At 70.8% G+C, this 14723-nt stretch carries 12 protein-coding genes, 1 tRNA gene and 1 pseudogene; 4 read left to right on the top strand and 10 right to left on the bottom strand.

Annotated elements, in window-relative coordinates; translation table 11 throughout:
- The 3 genes from FL311_RS31805 to FL311_RS44340 form a co-directional block, all read right to left on the bottom strand.
- Positions 1-1228, bottom strand: a 1228-nt coding sequence (locus FL311_RS31805) for a protein-disulfide reductase DsbD domain-containing protein (RefSeq protein WP_255510378.1), incomplete at its 3' end; no start/stop codon positions are given.
- A 183-nt stretch (positions 1229-1411) separates the two neighbouring features.
- Positions 1412-2665 carry a VWA domain-containing protein gene (locus FL311_RS31800; RefSeq protein ID WP_141331093.1) on the bottom strand — a complete coding sequence of 418 codons (1254 nt, stop codon included), beginning with the start codon at positions 2663-2665 and terminating at the stop codon, positions 1412-1414.
- 333 nt (positions 2666-2998) lie between these two features.
- Positions 2999-3163 carry a hypothetical protein gene (locus FL311_RS44340; RefSeq protein ID WP_170300443.1) on the bottom strand — a complete coding sequence of 55 codons (165 nt, stop codon included), beginning with the start codon at positions 3161-3163 and terminating at the stop codon, positions 2999-3001.
- Positions 3164-3736: 573 nt separating this feature from the next.
- Here FL311_RS44340 and FL311_RS31795 point away from each other — a divergent pair.
- Positions 3737-5947 carry a (Fe-S)-binding protein gene (locus FL311_RS31795; RefSeq protein WP_141331091.1) on the top strand — a complete coding sequence of 737 codons (2211 nt, stop codon included), beginning with the start codon at positions 3737-3739 and terminating at the stop codon, positions 5945-5947.
- Between the two features lie 87 nt (positions 5948-6034).
- Here the strand turns inward: FL311_RS31795 and FL311_RS31790 are convergent, their stop codons facing one another.
- The 7 genes from FL311_RS31790 to FL311_RS31760 all read right to left on the bottom strand — a co-directional run bounded on the left by FL311_RS31790 (position 6035) and on the right by FL311_RS31760 (position 10774).
- Complete coding sequence (locus tag FL311_RS31790) at positions 6035-6589, bottom strand: DUF2378 family protein (RefSeq protein WP_194869442.1); 555 nt, start codon at positions 6587-6589, stop codon at positions 6035-6037.
- A 145-nt stretch (positions 6590-6734) separates the two neighbouring features.
- On the bottom strand, positions 6735-7193 hold the full coding sequence (locus FL311_RS31785) for an ankyrin repeat domain-containing protein (RefSeq protein ID WP_141331087.1): 459 nt from the start codon (positions 7191-7193) through the stop codon (positions 6735-6737).
- A gap of 64 nt (positions 7194-7257) precedes the next feature.
- On the bottom strand, positions 7258-8235 hold the full coding sequence (locus FL311_RS31780) for a PD40 domain-containing protein (RefSeq protein WP_141331085.1): 978 nt from the start codon (positions 8233-8235) through the stop codon (positions 7258-7260).
- Between the two features lie 120 nt (positions 8236-8355).
- Positions 8356-8883 (bottom strand): non-proteolytic archaemetzincin-like protein, encoded by a 528-nt coding sequence (locus tag FL311_RS31775; RefSeq protein ID WP_141331083.1) that lies wholly within the window; start codon positions 8881-8883, stop codon positions 8356-8358.
- A 66-nt stretch (positions 8884-8949) separates the two neighbouring features.
- A tRNA-Gln gene (locus tag FL311_RS31770) sits at positions 8950-9020 on the bottom strand.
- Positions 9021-9230: 210 nt separating this feature from the next.
- Complete coding sequence (locus FL311_RS31765; protein WP_141331081.1) at positions 9231-10388, bottom strand: RtcB family protein; 1158 nt, start codon at positions 10386-10388, stop codon at positions 9231-9233.
- Entirely contained in the window at positions 10385-10774 is a 390-nt protein-coding gene (locus FL311_RS31760) for a ribosome-binding factor A (RefSeq protein ID WP_141331079.1), read from the bottom strand. The genes FL311_RS31765 and FL311_RS31760 overlap by 4 nt, the downstream gene beginning before the upstream one ends.
- A 569-nt stretch (positions 10775-11343) precedes the next feature.
- Between FL311_RS31760 and FL311_RS31755 the strand changes: the two genes are divergently transcribed.
- From FL311_RS31755 to FL311_RS31745, 3 genes and pseudogenes are all read left to right on the top strand, one after another.
- Positions 11344-12735: an NAD(P)/FAD-dependent oxidoreductase gene (locus FL311_RS31755; protein WP_141331077.1), complete on the top strand. Its 1392-nt coding sequence runs from the start codon at positions 11344-11346 to the stop codon at positions 12733-12735.
- A 431-nt stretch (positions 12736-13166) separates the two neighbouring features.
- Positions 13167-14432, top strand: coding sequence for a glycosyltransferase family 87 protein (locus FL311_RS31750; RefSeq protein ID WP_228557210.1), 1266 nt, complete (start codon positions 13167-13169; stop codon positions 14430-14432).
- Between the two features lie 82 nt (positions 14433-14514).
- Positions 14515-14723, top strand: a pseudogene (locus tag FL311_RS31745) (energy transducer TonB); the annotation flags it as partial.

The following is a 14723-nucleotide window of genomic DNA, read 5'->3' as shown; positions in this document are numbered from 1 at the left end:
CCGCCAGCACCGCGCCCGCGAGCGCCAGCATGCTGGCCACGATTCCACCCGCGTACGCCGCCGCGTGCGCGCCCACCCGCCCCTGCTCCTGGCGCACCATGCGCGTGAAGCCGTACGCCTTGAGCGCCAGCACCGGGAACACACACGGCATCAGGTTGAGCAGCGCGCCGCCGAGGAACGCGAACAGCAGCGCCATGCCCAGCCCCATGGACGACTCCTGGGGCGCGGCCGGCGCGGCGCTCGTCACCGGCTTCACCGCCGCGAGCGAGTCCTTGATGGAGGGCGCCTTCGCCACCGCCGTTGGCGCGGAGCCCGGCGCCGCCGCCACGAAGGGCGCCAGGGCCAGGTCCACCTCGAGCGCCTGATAGCCCGTGGCCTTCGTGCCCAGCCGCAGCACGCCCTTGAGGCGCGGCTCGGCCTCCGGCGCGTCCGGCTCCGCCTTGCCCTTGAGCGCATAGCGGCCCGGGGCCGTCTGCGTGAGCGTCACCTTGTCCACGCCGGGGTTGCGCTCGGGGACGAAGAAGTCCTTCTCCGTCGCGGGCACGCCAGCGCCGCCCGTCAGCGTGACGGTGCCGGTGAACTCCTTGCCCGCGGTGAGCTCCTTCGCGTCCAGCGCGAGCACCGCGCTGTGCCCCGTGTCCTTCGTCGGGCGGGGGACCTGCGCCTTGGCCGCGTCGAACGTGGGCGCGGCCTCGGTGTCCGCCACCGTCGCGGGCCCCACCGGGATGGAGCGCGTGAGCATCAGGTCCGCGGGGATGCAGTGCACCTCGCACACCAGCGCGTTCACCGCGGCCGACAGGTTGAGCGAGCCGGTGGCCTGCTCGGAGGCGCGCGCCTGCGCGAACAGCAGCACCTCCCCCTCGTAGCCGTGCGTGGTGATGAAGCCGTCGGGGGTGCGGAAGGTGCTCGGGAACGGCCACTGGAGCGCGCCCACGGTGGAGCCGGGCGTGTCCCACGCGATGTCCGTCTCCAGACCGGAGTCGCCCGGGTTCTTCCAGTAGACATGCCAGCCCGGGTCCAGCCGGAAGCGCACGCCCACGCGGAAGGTGTCGCCCGGCTTCACCTGGGTGGAGTCCACCAGCAGCGCCGCCTCGATGCGCGGGTCGCCCTCGTCGGGCGCGCCCGTGGCCACCGCGGACGGAGGCAGCGCCGCGTGCGCCACCGCCGCCGTCAGCCACAGACCGATACCGCCCACCAGGGCGAACCTCTTGGACACCGAGTGCTTCATGCGCCTCCCGTTAACCCAGCCGAGACGGGCCCGCCAGCATCGGCGCGGGGACCACGTCCGTGCCAGAACCTCCCAGGCGGGCGGACATTCCCCGCGCCCGGCTGTGGTCCAGGGAGGTAACGAGGCACACATTCCAGCGCCAACACGGGGGCGGCCCACCCGGGAGGGGCAGGCGGCCGAGCCTCAATCCTCCGACTTCCAGGGCGCCAGGGCGGGCAGGGGCAGCGCCGGACCGATGCGGCTCAGGGTGATGCGGGACGCCTCCGAGTGCGCGCGGCGCATCACCAGCGCCTGGGGCTGGGCCGCGCGACGCTCGACGATGCGGCGCAGGTCCGCCAGCCGCTCCAGGTGGCGCTGCGGGGGCACCTCGGGCGCGCCCAGCCGCGCGAGCTTGTAGAGGGCCAGGTCCGCGGACTCCAGCGCCTGCTCCGCGGCGGACTGCTGCTTGCGTCCCAGCGACTTCCAGGCGGCGGCCTCGGCGGCCACCAGCTCCAGCTCCGCGGACACCGCGCGCACGAAGCGGCCCGGGTCGCTGTCGGTGTCCACGCGCGTGACGGACACGGGCCCCCGGCGCGTGTCGCTGCCCTCCACGAAGGACGTCGTCACACCCAGGCTCCACTCGGTGGACACCGGACGTCCCGCGAAGAGCACGCGGCGCGGGAAGGACTGGGACACCGAGCCCAAGGACGCGCTCATCGCGTCCCCCTCCACCCGCGCGGGATAGCGGTGCCGGCAGCGCAGCTCCAGGAAGCCCGAGGGCAGCACGTACACGCGCGCGTCCGAGCCCACCTCGCCGAACAGCTCCGCGGACAGCGAGCCCACCGCGTCGGGCAGGCCCTCCGGGTCGTCCACGTGCACGAAGCCCGTGCCGGACGGACTGGTGAGCGCCTCCAGGATGTCGGGCAGGTAGTGGCGCCCCAGGCCCAGCGCGTGGAGGACGACGCCGGACTCGACGACGCGGGCGCCCAGCGTCTTGAACTCGGCGAGGTTCGACACGCCGACGGACGGCTCGCCGTCGGTGAGCAGCAGCACCTGGGGCCGCGCGCCGGGGACGAGCACGCGGCGCACGGCGTCCGCGCCCCGCTCCACGGCCTCGTGCAGCGCGGTGCCCTCGCCGGACTCCAGGCGGGAGAGCGCCTTGAGCAGCGCCGCCTTCGCGGGCGCGTCCATCGCGCGCACGGGCAGCACCTGCTCCGGCTCCGCGTCGAAGGTGAGCAGGCCCAGATAGTCACGGGGGCTGGCGCGCTCCACCAGCGCCTGCGCCGCCTGCACCGCCGCGAGCAGGGGGATGCCGCGCATGGAGGCGCTGCGATCCAACACCAGGTTCACCGCCACGGGGGCGCGAGGCGCGTCGACGTCCGCCTCCAGCGTGACGAGCAGCAGCACTTCCCGGCCGTGCTCCGCGTCCCGCTCCACTGCCAAGGCCGTCTGCTTCATCCGCGCTCCCGTGCGAGCCCACGACCCATCCTGCCGCGAACAGCCCCAGGCAGACGGCGTCCGCCAAGGCCGGAAGTCTCATGGACCTTCAGGGGGCGCCTCGTGGGGGTGAGGCCAGCATCATCGAGGATGTCGGCAGTCACACCCCGGACGCAAGAGGGGCCGTCCGCACCCCACGCGGCGCACGACACCCTCGGCCACGATTCGGGTCTTGTCCGGGAAAGCCCACCAGCACCGTCACCGGCCCGGGAGCCACCTCACTGGGGCCACCGCGCGAGCCGACCGACGTCTCAGCAATGCCCCCGCGCATCCATGAGCCGCGGGGGCCGCGTGTCACTCCGCCGCGTTCCAACCACCCCACGACTCCTCGGCGTAGCCCCACCTGCGGCCACCTGCGGAGCCATCCACGGGCGTCACGCTCTCGCACTCGCCATCTTCCGCGAGGTCCACATACGGCAGCCCCTCATCGTCCATGTACGTGGTGTCATCGTGAACCATGTCCGGCTCCTCCACGGGCGCTCCGCTCGACGAGGTGAACGGCCTTCCGGCTCGCCTCCTCGCAGACGCCCCTTTTTCGGTCCTCGTGGGCCCGCCCCATGCGGGACCCGGCTACGACTCGTTGACCGATTTACTAGCCATGGTGACCATGTCGCTTCGCATTGTAAAGCCCTTGGGACGTCAAAGTTTCGGGCCCTCCCTCGCTCCACGGCTCCCCTGTCTGCCCTCCAGCCACGAACACAATAAATACAATGGGTTGGCGCAACATCTGGTGGCGGACAGTCTAGGACACCATCGTACAAGGTAGGGCCTATCCTGGCCGGATGGAAGCACACACCTGTCAACACCCGGCCGTTTTCAAGCGGGTGAGCGTGGAGTGCGGGTGTTGGTAAATCGGTGTAGCGAGCCAGCTTGCTCGCCCAGGGCACCGCGCCGTGCTTCAGTCCCGGACACGGCGCCCGCTCGATGCTTGATTCGAGAATCACCCCTGTTAGGGTTGACGGGCACTCAAGTTTTGCCGCATCGCGGCAACGGGCCTACCGCAACATCCCCTGAGAGGTCCCCCGAGTCCCAATGAGCCCCATCATCACCGGCCTTTTGCTCGCCATTGCCATCCCCATCTTCGTGATGACCATGTCCGGTCGCGTGGGCGTGCTGCTCGCGATGAAGAAGGAGGGGCGGCTCGACAACATCCCGTTGCGCATCAAGCGGCTCGTGTTCTTCGGACTCGGGCAGCGGCGCATGGTGGACCCGGAGGAGTTCACGCCCGGGTTGATGCACGTGCTCATCTTCGCGGCGTTCCTGGTGCTGCAGGTGCGCACCCTGATGATGTTCGCGATGGGCTTCTCCACGGGCGCGCTGGAGCTGTTCACCGACTTGAGCCACCCGTTCTGGCTGGAGAACGCCGGGCTGGGGATGCTCTACCGCGTCTACCTGCTGGTGAAGGACGTGGTGGCGGCGCTCGCGCTGGTGGGCTGCGGCTACTACGTGTGGACGCGCTGGAAGGTGAAGCCGGACCGCATGTCCCAGTCCTGGGAGGCGTACCTCATCCTGGGCTTCATCTCCGGGCTGATGGTGTCCGAGTTCATGTTCGGCGGCAGCCACATGGTGGCCGCGAACGCCGCGGCGCAGGTGCCGGTGGGCGCAACCCAGGTGCCCGCGTCTCCGTCCGCCCTGGTGTGGTGGGAGCCGTTCACCAGCCTGACGGGCCTCTTGATGATGCCGCTGGGCGCGACCGCGGCGCACGTGCTGGGCGTGGCGGGGTTCTGGATTCACCTGGTCATCGTCCTGGCGTTCCTGAACTTCCTGCCCATCGGCAAGCACTTCCACATCATCACCGGCCTGCCCAACGTCTTCTTCCAGCGCACGCACTCCACCGGGAAGCTGTCCACGCCCAACCTCGAGAAGGAGGAGTTCGGCGCGGCGACGGTGACGGACCTGACGTGGAAGCAGGGCCTGGACCTGTACTCCTGCACCGAGTGCGGCCGCTGCCAGACGCACTGCCCCACGTACATCACGGGCAAGCCGCTCACGCACAAGGCCGTCAACCAGGACCTGAAGCACTGGCTCTGGGACCACGAGCAGTGGGTGGAGGAGGGCTACGGGCCCAACCACGTGAAGGAGGCCCTGCCGGAGATGGTCGGCAGCGCGCTCAAGTCGGAGACGGTGTGGGCCTGCACCAGCTGTGGCTGGTGCGAGCAGGCGTGTCCGGTCTTCATCGAGAACGTGCCGCGCCTCATCGACATGCGCCGCTACCAGGTGCAGGTGAAGGCGGACTTCCCGCCCGAAATCCAGCGCGTGTTCGAGGGCATCGAGCGCCAGGGCAACCCCTGGGGCCTGGGCCAGGACCGGCGCGACGAGTGGGCGGAGGATTTGGCGCTGCCCACGTGGGGTGACGACGGCGGCCCGTACGAGTACCTGTTCTTCGTGGGCTGCGCGGGCAGCTACGACGACAAGCAGAAGAAGGTCAGCCGCTCGCTGGTCAAAATCATGCGGGAGGCGGGCGTGAGCTTCGCCACGCTGTCCAAGCAGGAGATGTGCAACGGCGACTCCGCGCGCCGCATGGGCAACGAGTACCTGTACCAGACGATGGCGAAGATGAACGTCGAGTCGTGGAACTCGATGGGCGTCAAGGCGGTCATCACCCAGTGCCCGCACTGCTTCAACACCATCAAGAACGAGTACCCGGAGTTCGGCGGTGAGTACCGCGTCATCAACCACACGGAGCTCATCAACGAGCTGTTGCGTGAGAAGCGCATCAAGCTCTCCGCGGTGATGAACACGAAGCTCACCTACCACGACCCCTGCTACCTGGGCCGGCACAACGGCGTGTACGACGCGCCCCGCGAAGTGCTCAAGGCAATCCCCGGCCTGGAAGTGGTGGAGATGCAGCGCAGCAAGCGCGAGGGCTTCTGCTGCGGCGCCGGTGGCGGCCGCATGTGGATGGAGGAGCACATCGGCACGCGCATCAACCACAACCGGTTGAACGAGGCGGCGCTGACGCTCAAGCACGCCGAGGACCCGACCACGCCGTACCCGGACGCCGCGGACAAGAAGAAGCCCGGCCAGGTGGGTGACTACAAGGAGAAGGGCGGCACGGGCGTGGTCGCCGTGGCGTGTCCCTTCTGCTCGACGATGCTCAAGGACGCGGTCAACGACACCGGCCGCGAGGAGAACATCAAGGTCAAGGACATCACCGAGCTGGTCGCCGACGCGCTGGAGACGCGCGGTGGCCCCGCCGGCGGTGTCACCCCTGGCGCCACGCTGAGCGCCAAGCCGGAGTAGCGCCGCGACCGCCTCGAGCGAGGGCCCGGAGGCTTCCTTCAAGGAGCCCCGGGCCTTCGTCGTTTCACGCGTCCAGTGGACCGCGGCTCAGGGCTCCCACTCCAGGAGGTACGTGCAGGACGGGCCCTCGCGGTGGAGGACGGCGACGCGGGGACTTCGCGCGCCGGAGAGCATGAGCACCGACTCCAGCACGCCCGCGTAGTAGGTGGGCCGCCCGTTGATGTCGCTGAGCCACAGCTCCACGCGGCCCGGGGCGCTCGCCTTCACCTGGGACGTCACGTAGTTGTCCGCGCCGCGAAAGCCGCGGTTGAGCTGGAACAGCACGAACTGGGGCCCCAGCGCGCGCACCCCCACGCCGAGCATCCGTCCCAACACCGTGCCCAACAGCCCCTGCATCACGGCGTGCCCCAGCTGGCGCCACGCCTCGTCCTCCGGGAGGTCCGGCCACACATCCGCGAGCACGATGCGCTGCCAGCGCAGCCACTGCGACAGCGGATAGGTGGGCAGCAGGGGCTTGGACAGGTCCAGGCCCGCCTCGCGAAGCGCCTCCCAGCCGGCGGCGGAGAGGCGGTCCTTCAGCGCAATCTGGAACAGTCCGTGGACCGTCCCGCCCTGGACGAGCTTCGGTTCAGGGGTCTCCATGTGGCCGCTCCATAGAGGACCCGACGCGCGGGGTCTCGCTTCACACTTCCAGACCACCGTATGTCCCGCGGGCGGGGGCGGTGACGGCCTCCACACGCGCGTGGCCGCTGGTAAACGGCGCGACTGTCGCCGCGCCGACGCGCGCTCAGGGCTTGCGTTGCTTTTGCGAACGCAGCGCCCGCTCCAGCCGCGCGGTGGGGCCGTCATCGCCCAGCTTGCCGGCCACGTACGCGCTGGCCGACGCGAGCTTGTGACGAAACCCCTCGGGTTGGGTGGGCGCCAGGGTGCCCGTCCGTCCGGTGGCCAGGTGCGCGCGGGCCATGTCCTGGTCGGCCTGGGAGCCGGAGTCCCACAGCAGGCGGACGCTGTCCGTGTTGCCGTAGGTGGCGGCCAGCACCAGGGCCGTCTCGCCCAGGGCGTTGGTGAGGATGGGGTCCCCGCCCGCCTCCAGCAGCAGCGCCACCAGCTCGGCGCGGCCCTCGCGCGCCGCGACCATCAGCGGCGTGAGCCCCTCGTCATCGAAGGGGTTGGGGTCGGCGCCCGCGGCGAGCTGGGCGCTCAGGGACCTGCTGTCGTTGGCGAGCACGGCGTCGAAGAGGGACATCTGGAAGCCTCCGTGCTCGCGAGCATCGCGCCTTTGGGGGCGCGGATGCCACCTGCCCTGGGGACTACAGGGGGCCGTACGAGGGCTCGGCGGCGCTGGGCACCGCGAGCGTGACGGAGTTGGACGGCGCCGCGGCCACCGTGGCGCGGTAGATGCCCGGGTCGCTGCCCGCCGAGTCGGCGAAGAGGAAGCCCACCTGGCTTACGCCCGTCCACATGGGCCACGTCTCCTGGGCGCTCGCGCCGCCGTAGCTCGTCACGCGCCGCAGCGCGCCCAGCCGCCCGTTCGACAGCGACGTCACGTAGGTGCGCACGCTGCCCGAGCCCCCGCGTCCATCCAGCGCCACCTGCGTGCCGTCCGGCGACACCACGACGCGGTTGGCCACCGCGACGACGTCCCCCAGGGACGACGTGTAGATGATGGAGCCGCCCGTCAGCGGCACGTACGCCACCTGGTTGAGCTGCTGCAGGCCGCTGCCCGCGGGCGCCACCAGCGCGCTGCCGTCGGGCACGAACGACGGCGCCCCGTAGGCGATGGTGGTGTTGGGGGTGAGCTCCTGGAAGCCGCTGCCGTCGGTGTTCACCCGGCCCAGCGACGTCAGCGAGCTGTTGCCCGGGGAGAAGACGAAGACGACGCTGCGGCCGTCCGGGCTGAAGGTGGGCGTGCGGAAGTTGGAGCAGCCGCGCGCGCACGCCGGGTCGTTGGCGCCGAACAGCGTGGCCACCGTGCCGCTCGTGGTGGGCACCGTCTGCAGGGCGGTGGCGCCGTTGGTGGCGCGCGTCACGAAGACGACGCTGCGGCCATCCCGCGACACGGAGGGCCAGTACGCCCCGCCCGCGCTCGTCAGCCGCTGCGGACTGTTGGGGTCCCCCGCGTCATCCACCACGTAGACGTTGCGGTCGTCCTCCCGCACGAAGGCGAAGCCCCGGCGGAAGTCGACGTCGCCGATGCCACCACCACCGCCCGCGTCGTCGAGCGCCTCGCACCCACCCAACAGCCCCACCGCCAACACGCCACCGACGAAAACCCGCATGCCCGTCATCACAGTCGTCGCTCCACGTCAGCCGGCCCGGTCCCGCAGCCCCGCACTACAGGGCGCACGGGGTCGGACGTCAACGCATCCGACGGCATTCACGGGCAGGCTGGCGAGGGCGCCGCGGCCTCAACGGTTGAGCTTGTTGAGCTCGTTGCGACACTGGTTGCAGAGCGACAGCTGCTTGCGGTCGCAGTCCTGCGGCGTCTGCGCGAAGAACATCACGCACCGGGGGTCCTCACAGTAGGACAGCCCGAGCAGGTGACCGGCCTGGTGGATGGCCTCCACCTGGATGCGCCGTCGCAGGTGCTCCCCGTCCGCGCCCTGGCGCAGCCGGAACACGCTCACCACCGCCGTGCGCGACTCCCGGTCCGCCTCACCGAAGACGAACGGCGAGTCCGGCACGAACAGGTCCACGTCCGTCACGCCCAGCACCAGCTGCTGCCCCGGCTCCATCATCGGCGTGAGCCGCTTCATGATGGCGTTGCAGTGGTACTGCGACCGGTCCTTGTTGAAGGCGTAGGCGGGCGTGGTGAGGACAGTCTTCGACACCACCGAGGCGGTCCCCATCTGGGTCGCCAACGGGTCCTGGAGGTCTTTCAACAGGGAAGCGGTCTGGCTTCCCACGGAGACCAGCAGGAGTGTCTTCTGCGGCATCGGGCCACCGTCCTTCATGCACGCGGACGGACGCGCTGGCTACCGCGTCCCCCCGGAGCGGATTGACTGGGGCGCAAGGATTCGAACCTTGATACTCAGAGTCAAAGTCTGATGTCCTGCCATTAGACGACGCCCCAGCAGGTTCGCACGTGTACTTCTGGCGGCCGATTCTACGGCATCTGGACGGCCTCGGGAACCCACTCTGACGTCAGGTTCGACGCGGAGGTGGATCAACCCCGGAAAGAGCCGTCCTCGGGCGCTGAATTCCACCTGGAGTGAATACATCGCTCCGGGTGTATCGGCGGAGCCCGGCGCTGGCGTGCCGCCGGGCCCCGTTCCGGGGTGTTTCAGCCCTTGAGGACGGCGATGGGCGTCAGCCGGCGCACGGGGATGACGAGGTCGGCCTCGTCCTCGAGCACCTCGGCGATGTCCCGGTAGGCGGCGGGGGCCTCCTCCACCAGGGAGTCGGCCTTGCCGGCGTCATGCACCACGCGGCGCAGGGCGTGCTCCAGGGCGGCGGGACGGATGCGGGCCCGCGCCTCCGTCCGGGAGAGGACACGTCCGGCGCCGTGGGAGCAGGAGCGGAACGAGCGGGGCTCTCCCAGGCCCTCCACCACATAGGAGGCGGTGCCCATGGAGCCGGGGATGAGGCCGCGCTGTCCGGCCTCCAAGCCCACGGCGCCCTTGCGGTGGACCCAGAGCGTGCGGCCGAAGTGCTCCTCCGGCGCCACGTGGTTGTGGTGGACGTCCACGGTGGCGTCGGCGTCGGGGGTGATACCGAGCACGTCGGACAGCACCTCCAGCGCGCGGGCGGCGAGCACGTCGCGATTGGCACGGGCGAAGCGGCAGGCCCATTGGGTGTCCGCGAGGCACGCGGCACCCTCGGGGGTGTGCAGGCTCAGGCCCGGCAGCGTGCCCTCCCCGAGCGCCGTGGCGACGCGGAGGTGGTGGTCGGCGATGGTGGCGCCCACGCCCCGCGAGCCGGAGTGCAGGAGCAACCACAGGTCTCCGCCCGCGTCCCGGTCCAGCTCGACGAAGTGGTTGCCTCCACCGAGCGTGCCCAGGTGCCGGGGCGCCAGTCGCGCCCACTCGCGACCCAGTCGCTGGGTGGAGAGCGGGGGTGACTCCAGCTCGACGGGCAGCGCGAGCCCCCTGCCCCGGTGCGTGGCGTCTCCCACCGGGATGACCCGGGACAGACGCGCGAGCAGCGACTCCAGCAGGTCTCGACCGAGCAGCGCGGCGGGATACGCGAAGCGATACGCGCGCACGCCGCAGCCCAGGTCCCCTCCGAGCGCGCCGGGCACGATGTGATGCCCGGTGGCGAACACGGAGCCCACCGCGATGCGCCGCGCGACGTGGAGGTCCGGCATCGCGGCCACGTGCTCGACGACATAGGGCTGGGAGGCGATGAGGCGCAGCTGCTCCTCCGCGCCCGGTGGCAGCCGGCGCGTCCACGCGAGGATGGGCACGCCCCCGGGCTCGGCGGGGAGGACGCGCGGGCTCATCGCGCACCTCCCGGCTCCGTGACACCGATGAACGTGAAGCGCAGCCGTGGGATGCGCTTGAGGTCCAGGTGCTCGGCGAGCAGCGAGCGCAGATAGCCCTGGGTCCTCGCCAGCGCGTCCCGCACTTCACGAGGACTGGCCTCGGATTCGGGCGTGAGGGTGTAGCCGATGTGGATGAGGCGACCGTCCGGTGTCAGCTCGAACGACGCGAGCTGGAGTCCCTCGAAGCAAGGGTCCGACAGCTCCGAGCGGAAGAGGTGCGCCACCTCGTGGGACAGCGAGGACTGCACGCGCAGGTGGTGCGCGGAGAGGATTTCAGAGGACGACGGTGAAGCACCCTCACGCCGACGCGGCGCGCGGGAACGACGGTTCCTGGAAGAAGACATGAGTGGACGAAAGGATTCCCAGCCGGGCCACGCGCGACGGAGTGTCGGGGCTCACGCTCCCGAGAACACCCGTGTCACGTCGCCGGATTGCACGGTGACAATGGCTTCACGCCCTGCCGTCCCGTCCGGGAACCGGCCCGCTTCGTCCCACCTCGCCGCGAGGGCCGACGAGGAAGCGGGGCTCAGTCTCCGAGGGAGGCGCACGACGCGAAGCGACCCGAGACACCGTTGAGTGCAGTCCCCATGGCACACCTCCCGCCGCGCACGGACGCATCCGCCGCGGACCTGACTGGTTCACGTCTCACGCGAGGAGGCGCTCATCGCCTGCCCGCGTTCCACGGCGGACGCGGACGATGGCGTGGCCGCCGTCCTGACAGTGGTGCTCGACATCCTCGCGGGGCGGGGCCGTCGTCTCCTGGCGGACAGCGCACGGCGCGGGACTCCCGAGGGCGCCGCGCGGATGTCCGGTGGTGGCCATCGCTTCTTTCCACCATCCGACGAGGAGCCCCCGGTGGGATTGGCCCACCCGCACCTTGCTGCCTACGCAGCAGGAGCGCGAGGGCGAACACATGGCGGAAGTCTTCGATGTGGTGGTGATTGGTGGTGGGCCCACGGGCGAGAACGCGGGAGCGCGAGCCGCCGCGGCCGGGTTGTCGGTGGCCCTGGTGGAGCACGAGCTGCTCGGCGGTGAGTGCTCGTACTGGGCCTGCATCCCGAGCAAGGCGCTGCTGCGTCCGGGAGACGCGCTGTGGCTGGCGAAGCAGGTGCCCGGCGTGCGGGAGACCCTCAAGGGTCCGCTGGTGGCCAGCGCGGTGCTCGAGCACCGCGACGCGATGGTCGGCTACTACAAGGACGACTCGCAGGTGAAGTGGGCGGAGGGCGCGAAGCTGAAGGTGGTGCGTGGCCACGGCAAGCTCGCGGGCCCGCGCAAGGTGCGCGTGGAGGCGAAGGACGGCAGCGTGCGCGAGCTGGAGGCGAAGCGCGCGGTGGTGCTGGCCACCGGCAGCCGGCCTCGCATCCCGGACATCCCGGGGCTGAAGGGGGCGCGGCCCTGGGACAACCGCGAGGGCACGGCGGCGAAGCAGGTGCCCCAACGGCTGTTGGTGCTGGGCGGCGGCGTGGTCGCGGTGGAGCTGGCGCAGGCATGGCGCTCGCTCGGCGCGGAGGTGACGCTGGTGGAGCGCGGCAAGGCGCTCCTGTCCCGCTTCGAGCCCTTCGTGGGCGAGCAGGTGGAGCACGCGCTGCGCGAGGACGGCGTGAAGGTGGTGATGGGGGCCACCGTCACGAACGTGAGCCGGCCTGGGGGACAGGGCGAGGTGACGGTGAAGCTGTCGACGGGGGAGGAGCTCCGCGCGGACGCGCTCCTGGTGGGCATGGGCCGCGTGCCTCGCACGGACGAGCTGGGGCTGGAGACGGTGGGGCTGAAGCCCGGCGAGACGGTGCAGGTGGATGACCAGCTTCGCGCGAAGGGCGTGGAGGGAGGGTGGCTCTATGCCTGCGGAGACGTGAACGGGCGAAACCTGCTGACACACATGGGCAAGTACCAGGCGCGCCTGGTGGGCGACGTCATCGCGGGGAAGAAGGCGAGCGCATGGGCCGACACGAAGGCCACGCCGCAGGTCATCTTCACGCACCCGCAGGTGGCCAGCGTGGGGCTCACCGAGGCGAAGGCGCGCGAGAAGGGGCTGCCCGTGCGCACGGTGCAGTACGATTTGGGCAAGGTGTCGGGCACGTCGCTGCTCGGCGAGAAGCTGGGCGGCACCGCGAAGCTGGTGGTGGACGAGAAGCGCCGCGTCGTCCTGGGCGCGACCTTCACCGGCCCGGAGGTGGGCGAGATGCTGCACGCGGCCACCATCGCCGTCGCGGGTGAGGTGTCGCTCGACACGCTCTGGCACGCGGTGCCGTCGTTCCCCACCATGAGCGAGGTGTGGCTGCGGCTGCTCGAGGAGTACGGGCTGTAGCGTGTCGACGGCGGTCGTCGCACGCGCGGATGTCTGACTTTGCGTCCGGGCGACCAATCCCAGACAACACCCCCGCGCGCCCTCCGCGCGGGCGGGCCGTCATCGCCCGTGAGACATGACGTCGAGCGCCCGCACGCTCCCTGGCCAGGCTCATGTGCCGCCAGGTCAGTGAAACACCTCCCTCCACGACAGGCCCACACCGCCGGACACCGTGTTCCTGAGACGAGCCCCTGTCCGTGGAGCCGCCCCCTCCTCCACGCACAGGCCGTTGCCCGGCAGGGCCTCGGCGTGAAATGGTGAACACCTCCCCCGCCCTTCATTCCCGCGATGAACGTCGATGCCCTGGGGCCGTGCCGACACCACGGCCTTCCCCGCCCATGGCCCTCACCTCGCGTGAATGGGCCCGTCCACCCGACCAGGAGCCTGGCCCCGTGACGACCTCGTCCCAGTCCGCGAGTGCGCTCAGCGAGCCCTCCAGCCAGACGACCTACACCACCACCACCCGGTGGGCCCGCTGGCTGTGGTGGCTGGTGCTCGCCGTGCTCCTCGTCGCCGCCGTCGCCGTGGGCCAGCACCCCCGCCGGGGCGTGGACTTCCGCGTCTACCTCACCGCGGCCGAGCGCTTCATCGAGGGCACCGACCTCTACCGCGTCTCCGACGGCACCATGCCGTTCAAGTACGCGCCCATCACCGCGCCCCTCTTCATCCCCTTCTCCCTGCTGCCCTCGCGCATGGCCGTGGCGCTGTGGAACGTGGGCTCCATCCTCGCGCTCATCGCCGTGGCCCGGCTCACCCGCCGCGCCCCCCATGGCGCAGGCGAAGCGCCCCCCTGGTCCTGGGGCCCCCCGCTCGCCACCATCGCCCTGCTCCCCGCCTTCACCTTCGAGCTGTTCTACGGCCAGGTCGACGTCGTCATGCTCCTGCTCGTCGTCGTCTCGGCCCTGGGCGCCGAGCGCGGACAGGTGTGGCGCCCCGGCGCGGCCTTCGCCGTGGCCTTCCTGCTCAAGCCCCCCGCGGCCCTCATCGGCCTGTTCTTCCTGTGGCGCCGGCACTGGAAGGTCATCGGCGCCACCGCCGTCTTCGGCGTGCTCCTCTGCCTGCCCACCCTGGCGCGCTATGGCTGGGACGGCACGCTCGCCCAGTTCCAGCTGTGGAGCGAGACGCTCGCGCGCACCACGCCGCCCTGGGTGCTCAGCACCAACGCGCAGGGCCTGCCCACCCTGTTCATCTCCCTGTTCTACCCGGGCTCGCTCGAGACGCCGCCCGGCGCCACCATCACCCTGGCGCAGCTGGTCGCCCTCACCGTGTTCCTGGTGGGCGTGGCGTGGGCCCGGCCCGGTCCCGCGGACCTGTTGGCCCTGTGCTGCCTGGGCGTGACGCTCCTGTCACCGTTGGCGTGGCGGGCCAACTACGTGCTCGCGTGGCCCCTGGTGCGCGCGGCCACCGAGGGGCGCGCGCGCGGCAACCTCACCCTGGTCGCGGTGATCGCCTTCATCGGCACCGTGTTCTCCGACAAGGGCCTGGGGTTCGACTGGTCGCATGATGTGATGCTGATGCGCCCCTTCGCCCTCATCTACACCGCGTTGCTGATCGCCACGCTGTGGCAGGTGCGCAAGCAGGGCTCGCTGTCGGCCATGACGCCCGGTGACACCCTGGCCCGTCTGCCGCGCACCCTGCGTGGCATGCGGGCGTCGTGACGCTTCCGTCATCTTCCTGGCCTGAAAGTGTCACGGGGTCCGGACACCCCTGAAACATGGCGTCGCTATATGCGGCTCAGCCATGTTCGAAACGTTCGACAGCGCCTCCGATGTCGCCTCGGCGCGAAGGTTCGCGCTCTCCACTTCGGCGTCCGTCGCCGTCTTCGTGCTCATCGGCGTCGTGGTGGTCTCCGCCGCCGACAAGGTCCGTGAGGTCATCCAGGAGAAGAAGGGCACGGACGTCGTCTTCCGTCCGCCCCCGCCTCCCGTCGTCGAGGTGAAGCCGCCTCC

The sequence above is a fragment of the Myxococcus sp. AB025B genome, from assembly GCF_006518215.1.
Lineage (GTDB): Bacteria > Myxococcota > Myxococcia > Myxococcales > Myxococcaceae > Myxococcus > Myxococcus fulvus.
Note: the sequence above shows the minus strand (reverse complement) of the source record. Positions and strands in the feature narration are given on the sequence as shown.

What these genes read in the sequence shown, in the direction of transcription:
- FL311_RS31760 (WP_141331079.1), bottom strand. Translation starts at nt 10,774, where the DNA reads ATGTCTTCTTCCAGGAACCGTCGTTCCCGCGCGCCGCGTCGGCGTGAG.
- FL311_RS31785 (WP_141331087.1), bottom strand. Translation starts at nt 7,193, where the DNA reads ATGTCCCTCTTCGACGCCGTGCTCGCCAACGACAGCAGGTCCCTGAGC.
- FL311_RS31800 (WP_141331093.1), bottom strand. Translation starts at nt 2,665, where the DNA reads ATGAAGCAGACGGCCTTGGCAGTGGAGCGGGACGCGGAGCACGGCCGG.
- FL311_RS31790 (WP_194869442.1), bottom strand. Translation starts at nt 6,589, where the DNA reads ATGGAGACCCCTGAACCGAAGCTCGTCCAGGGCGGGACGGTCCACGGA.
- FL311_RS31780 (WP_141331085.1), bottom strand. Translation starts at nt 8,235, where the DNA reads ATGACGGGCATGCGGGTTTTCGTCGGTGGCGTGTTGGCGGTGGGGCTG.
- FL311_RS31775 (WP_141331083.1), bottom strand. Translation starts at nt 8,883, where the DNA reads ATGCCGCAGAAGACACTCCTGCTGGTCTCCGTGGGAAGCCAGACCGCT.
- FL311_RS31755 (WP_141331077.1), top strand. Translation starts at nt 11,344, where the DNA reads ATGGCGGAAGTCTTCGATGTGGTGGTGATTGGTGGTGGGCCCACGGGC.
- FL311_RS31765 (WP_141331081.1), bottom strand. Translation starts at nt 10,388, where the DNA reads ATGAGCCCGCGCGTCCTCCCCGCCGAGCCCGGGGGCGTGCCCATCCTC.
- FL311_RS44340 (WP_170300443.1), bottom strand. Translation starts at nt 3,163, where the DNA reads ATGGTTCACGATGACACCACGTACATGGACGATGAGGGGCTGCCGTAT.
- FL311_RS31795 (WP_141331091.1), top strand. Translation starts at nt 3,737, where the DNA reads ATGAGCCCCATCATCACCGGCCTTTTGCTCGCCATTGCCATCCCCATC.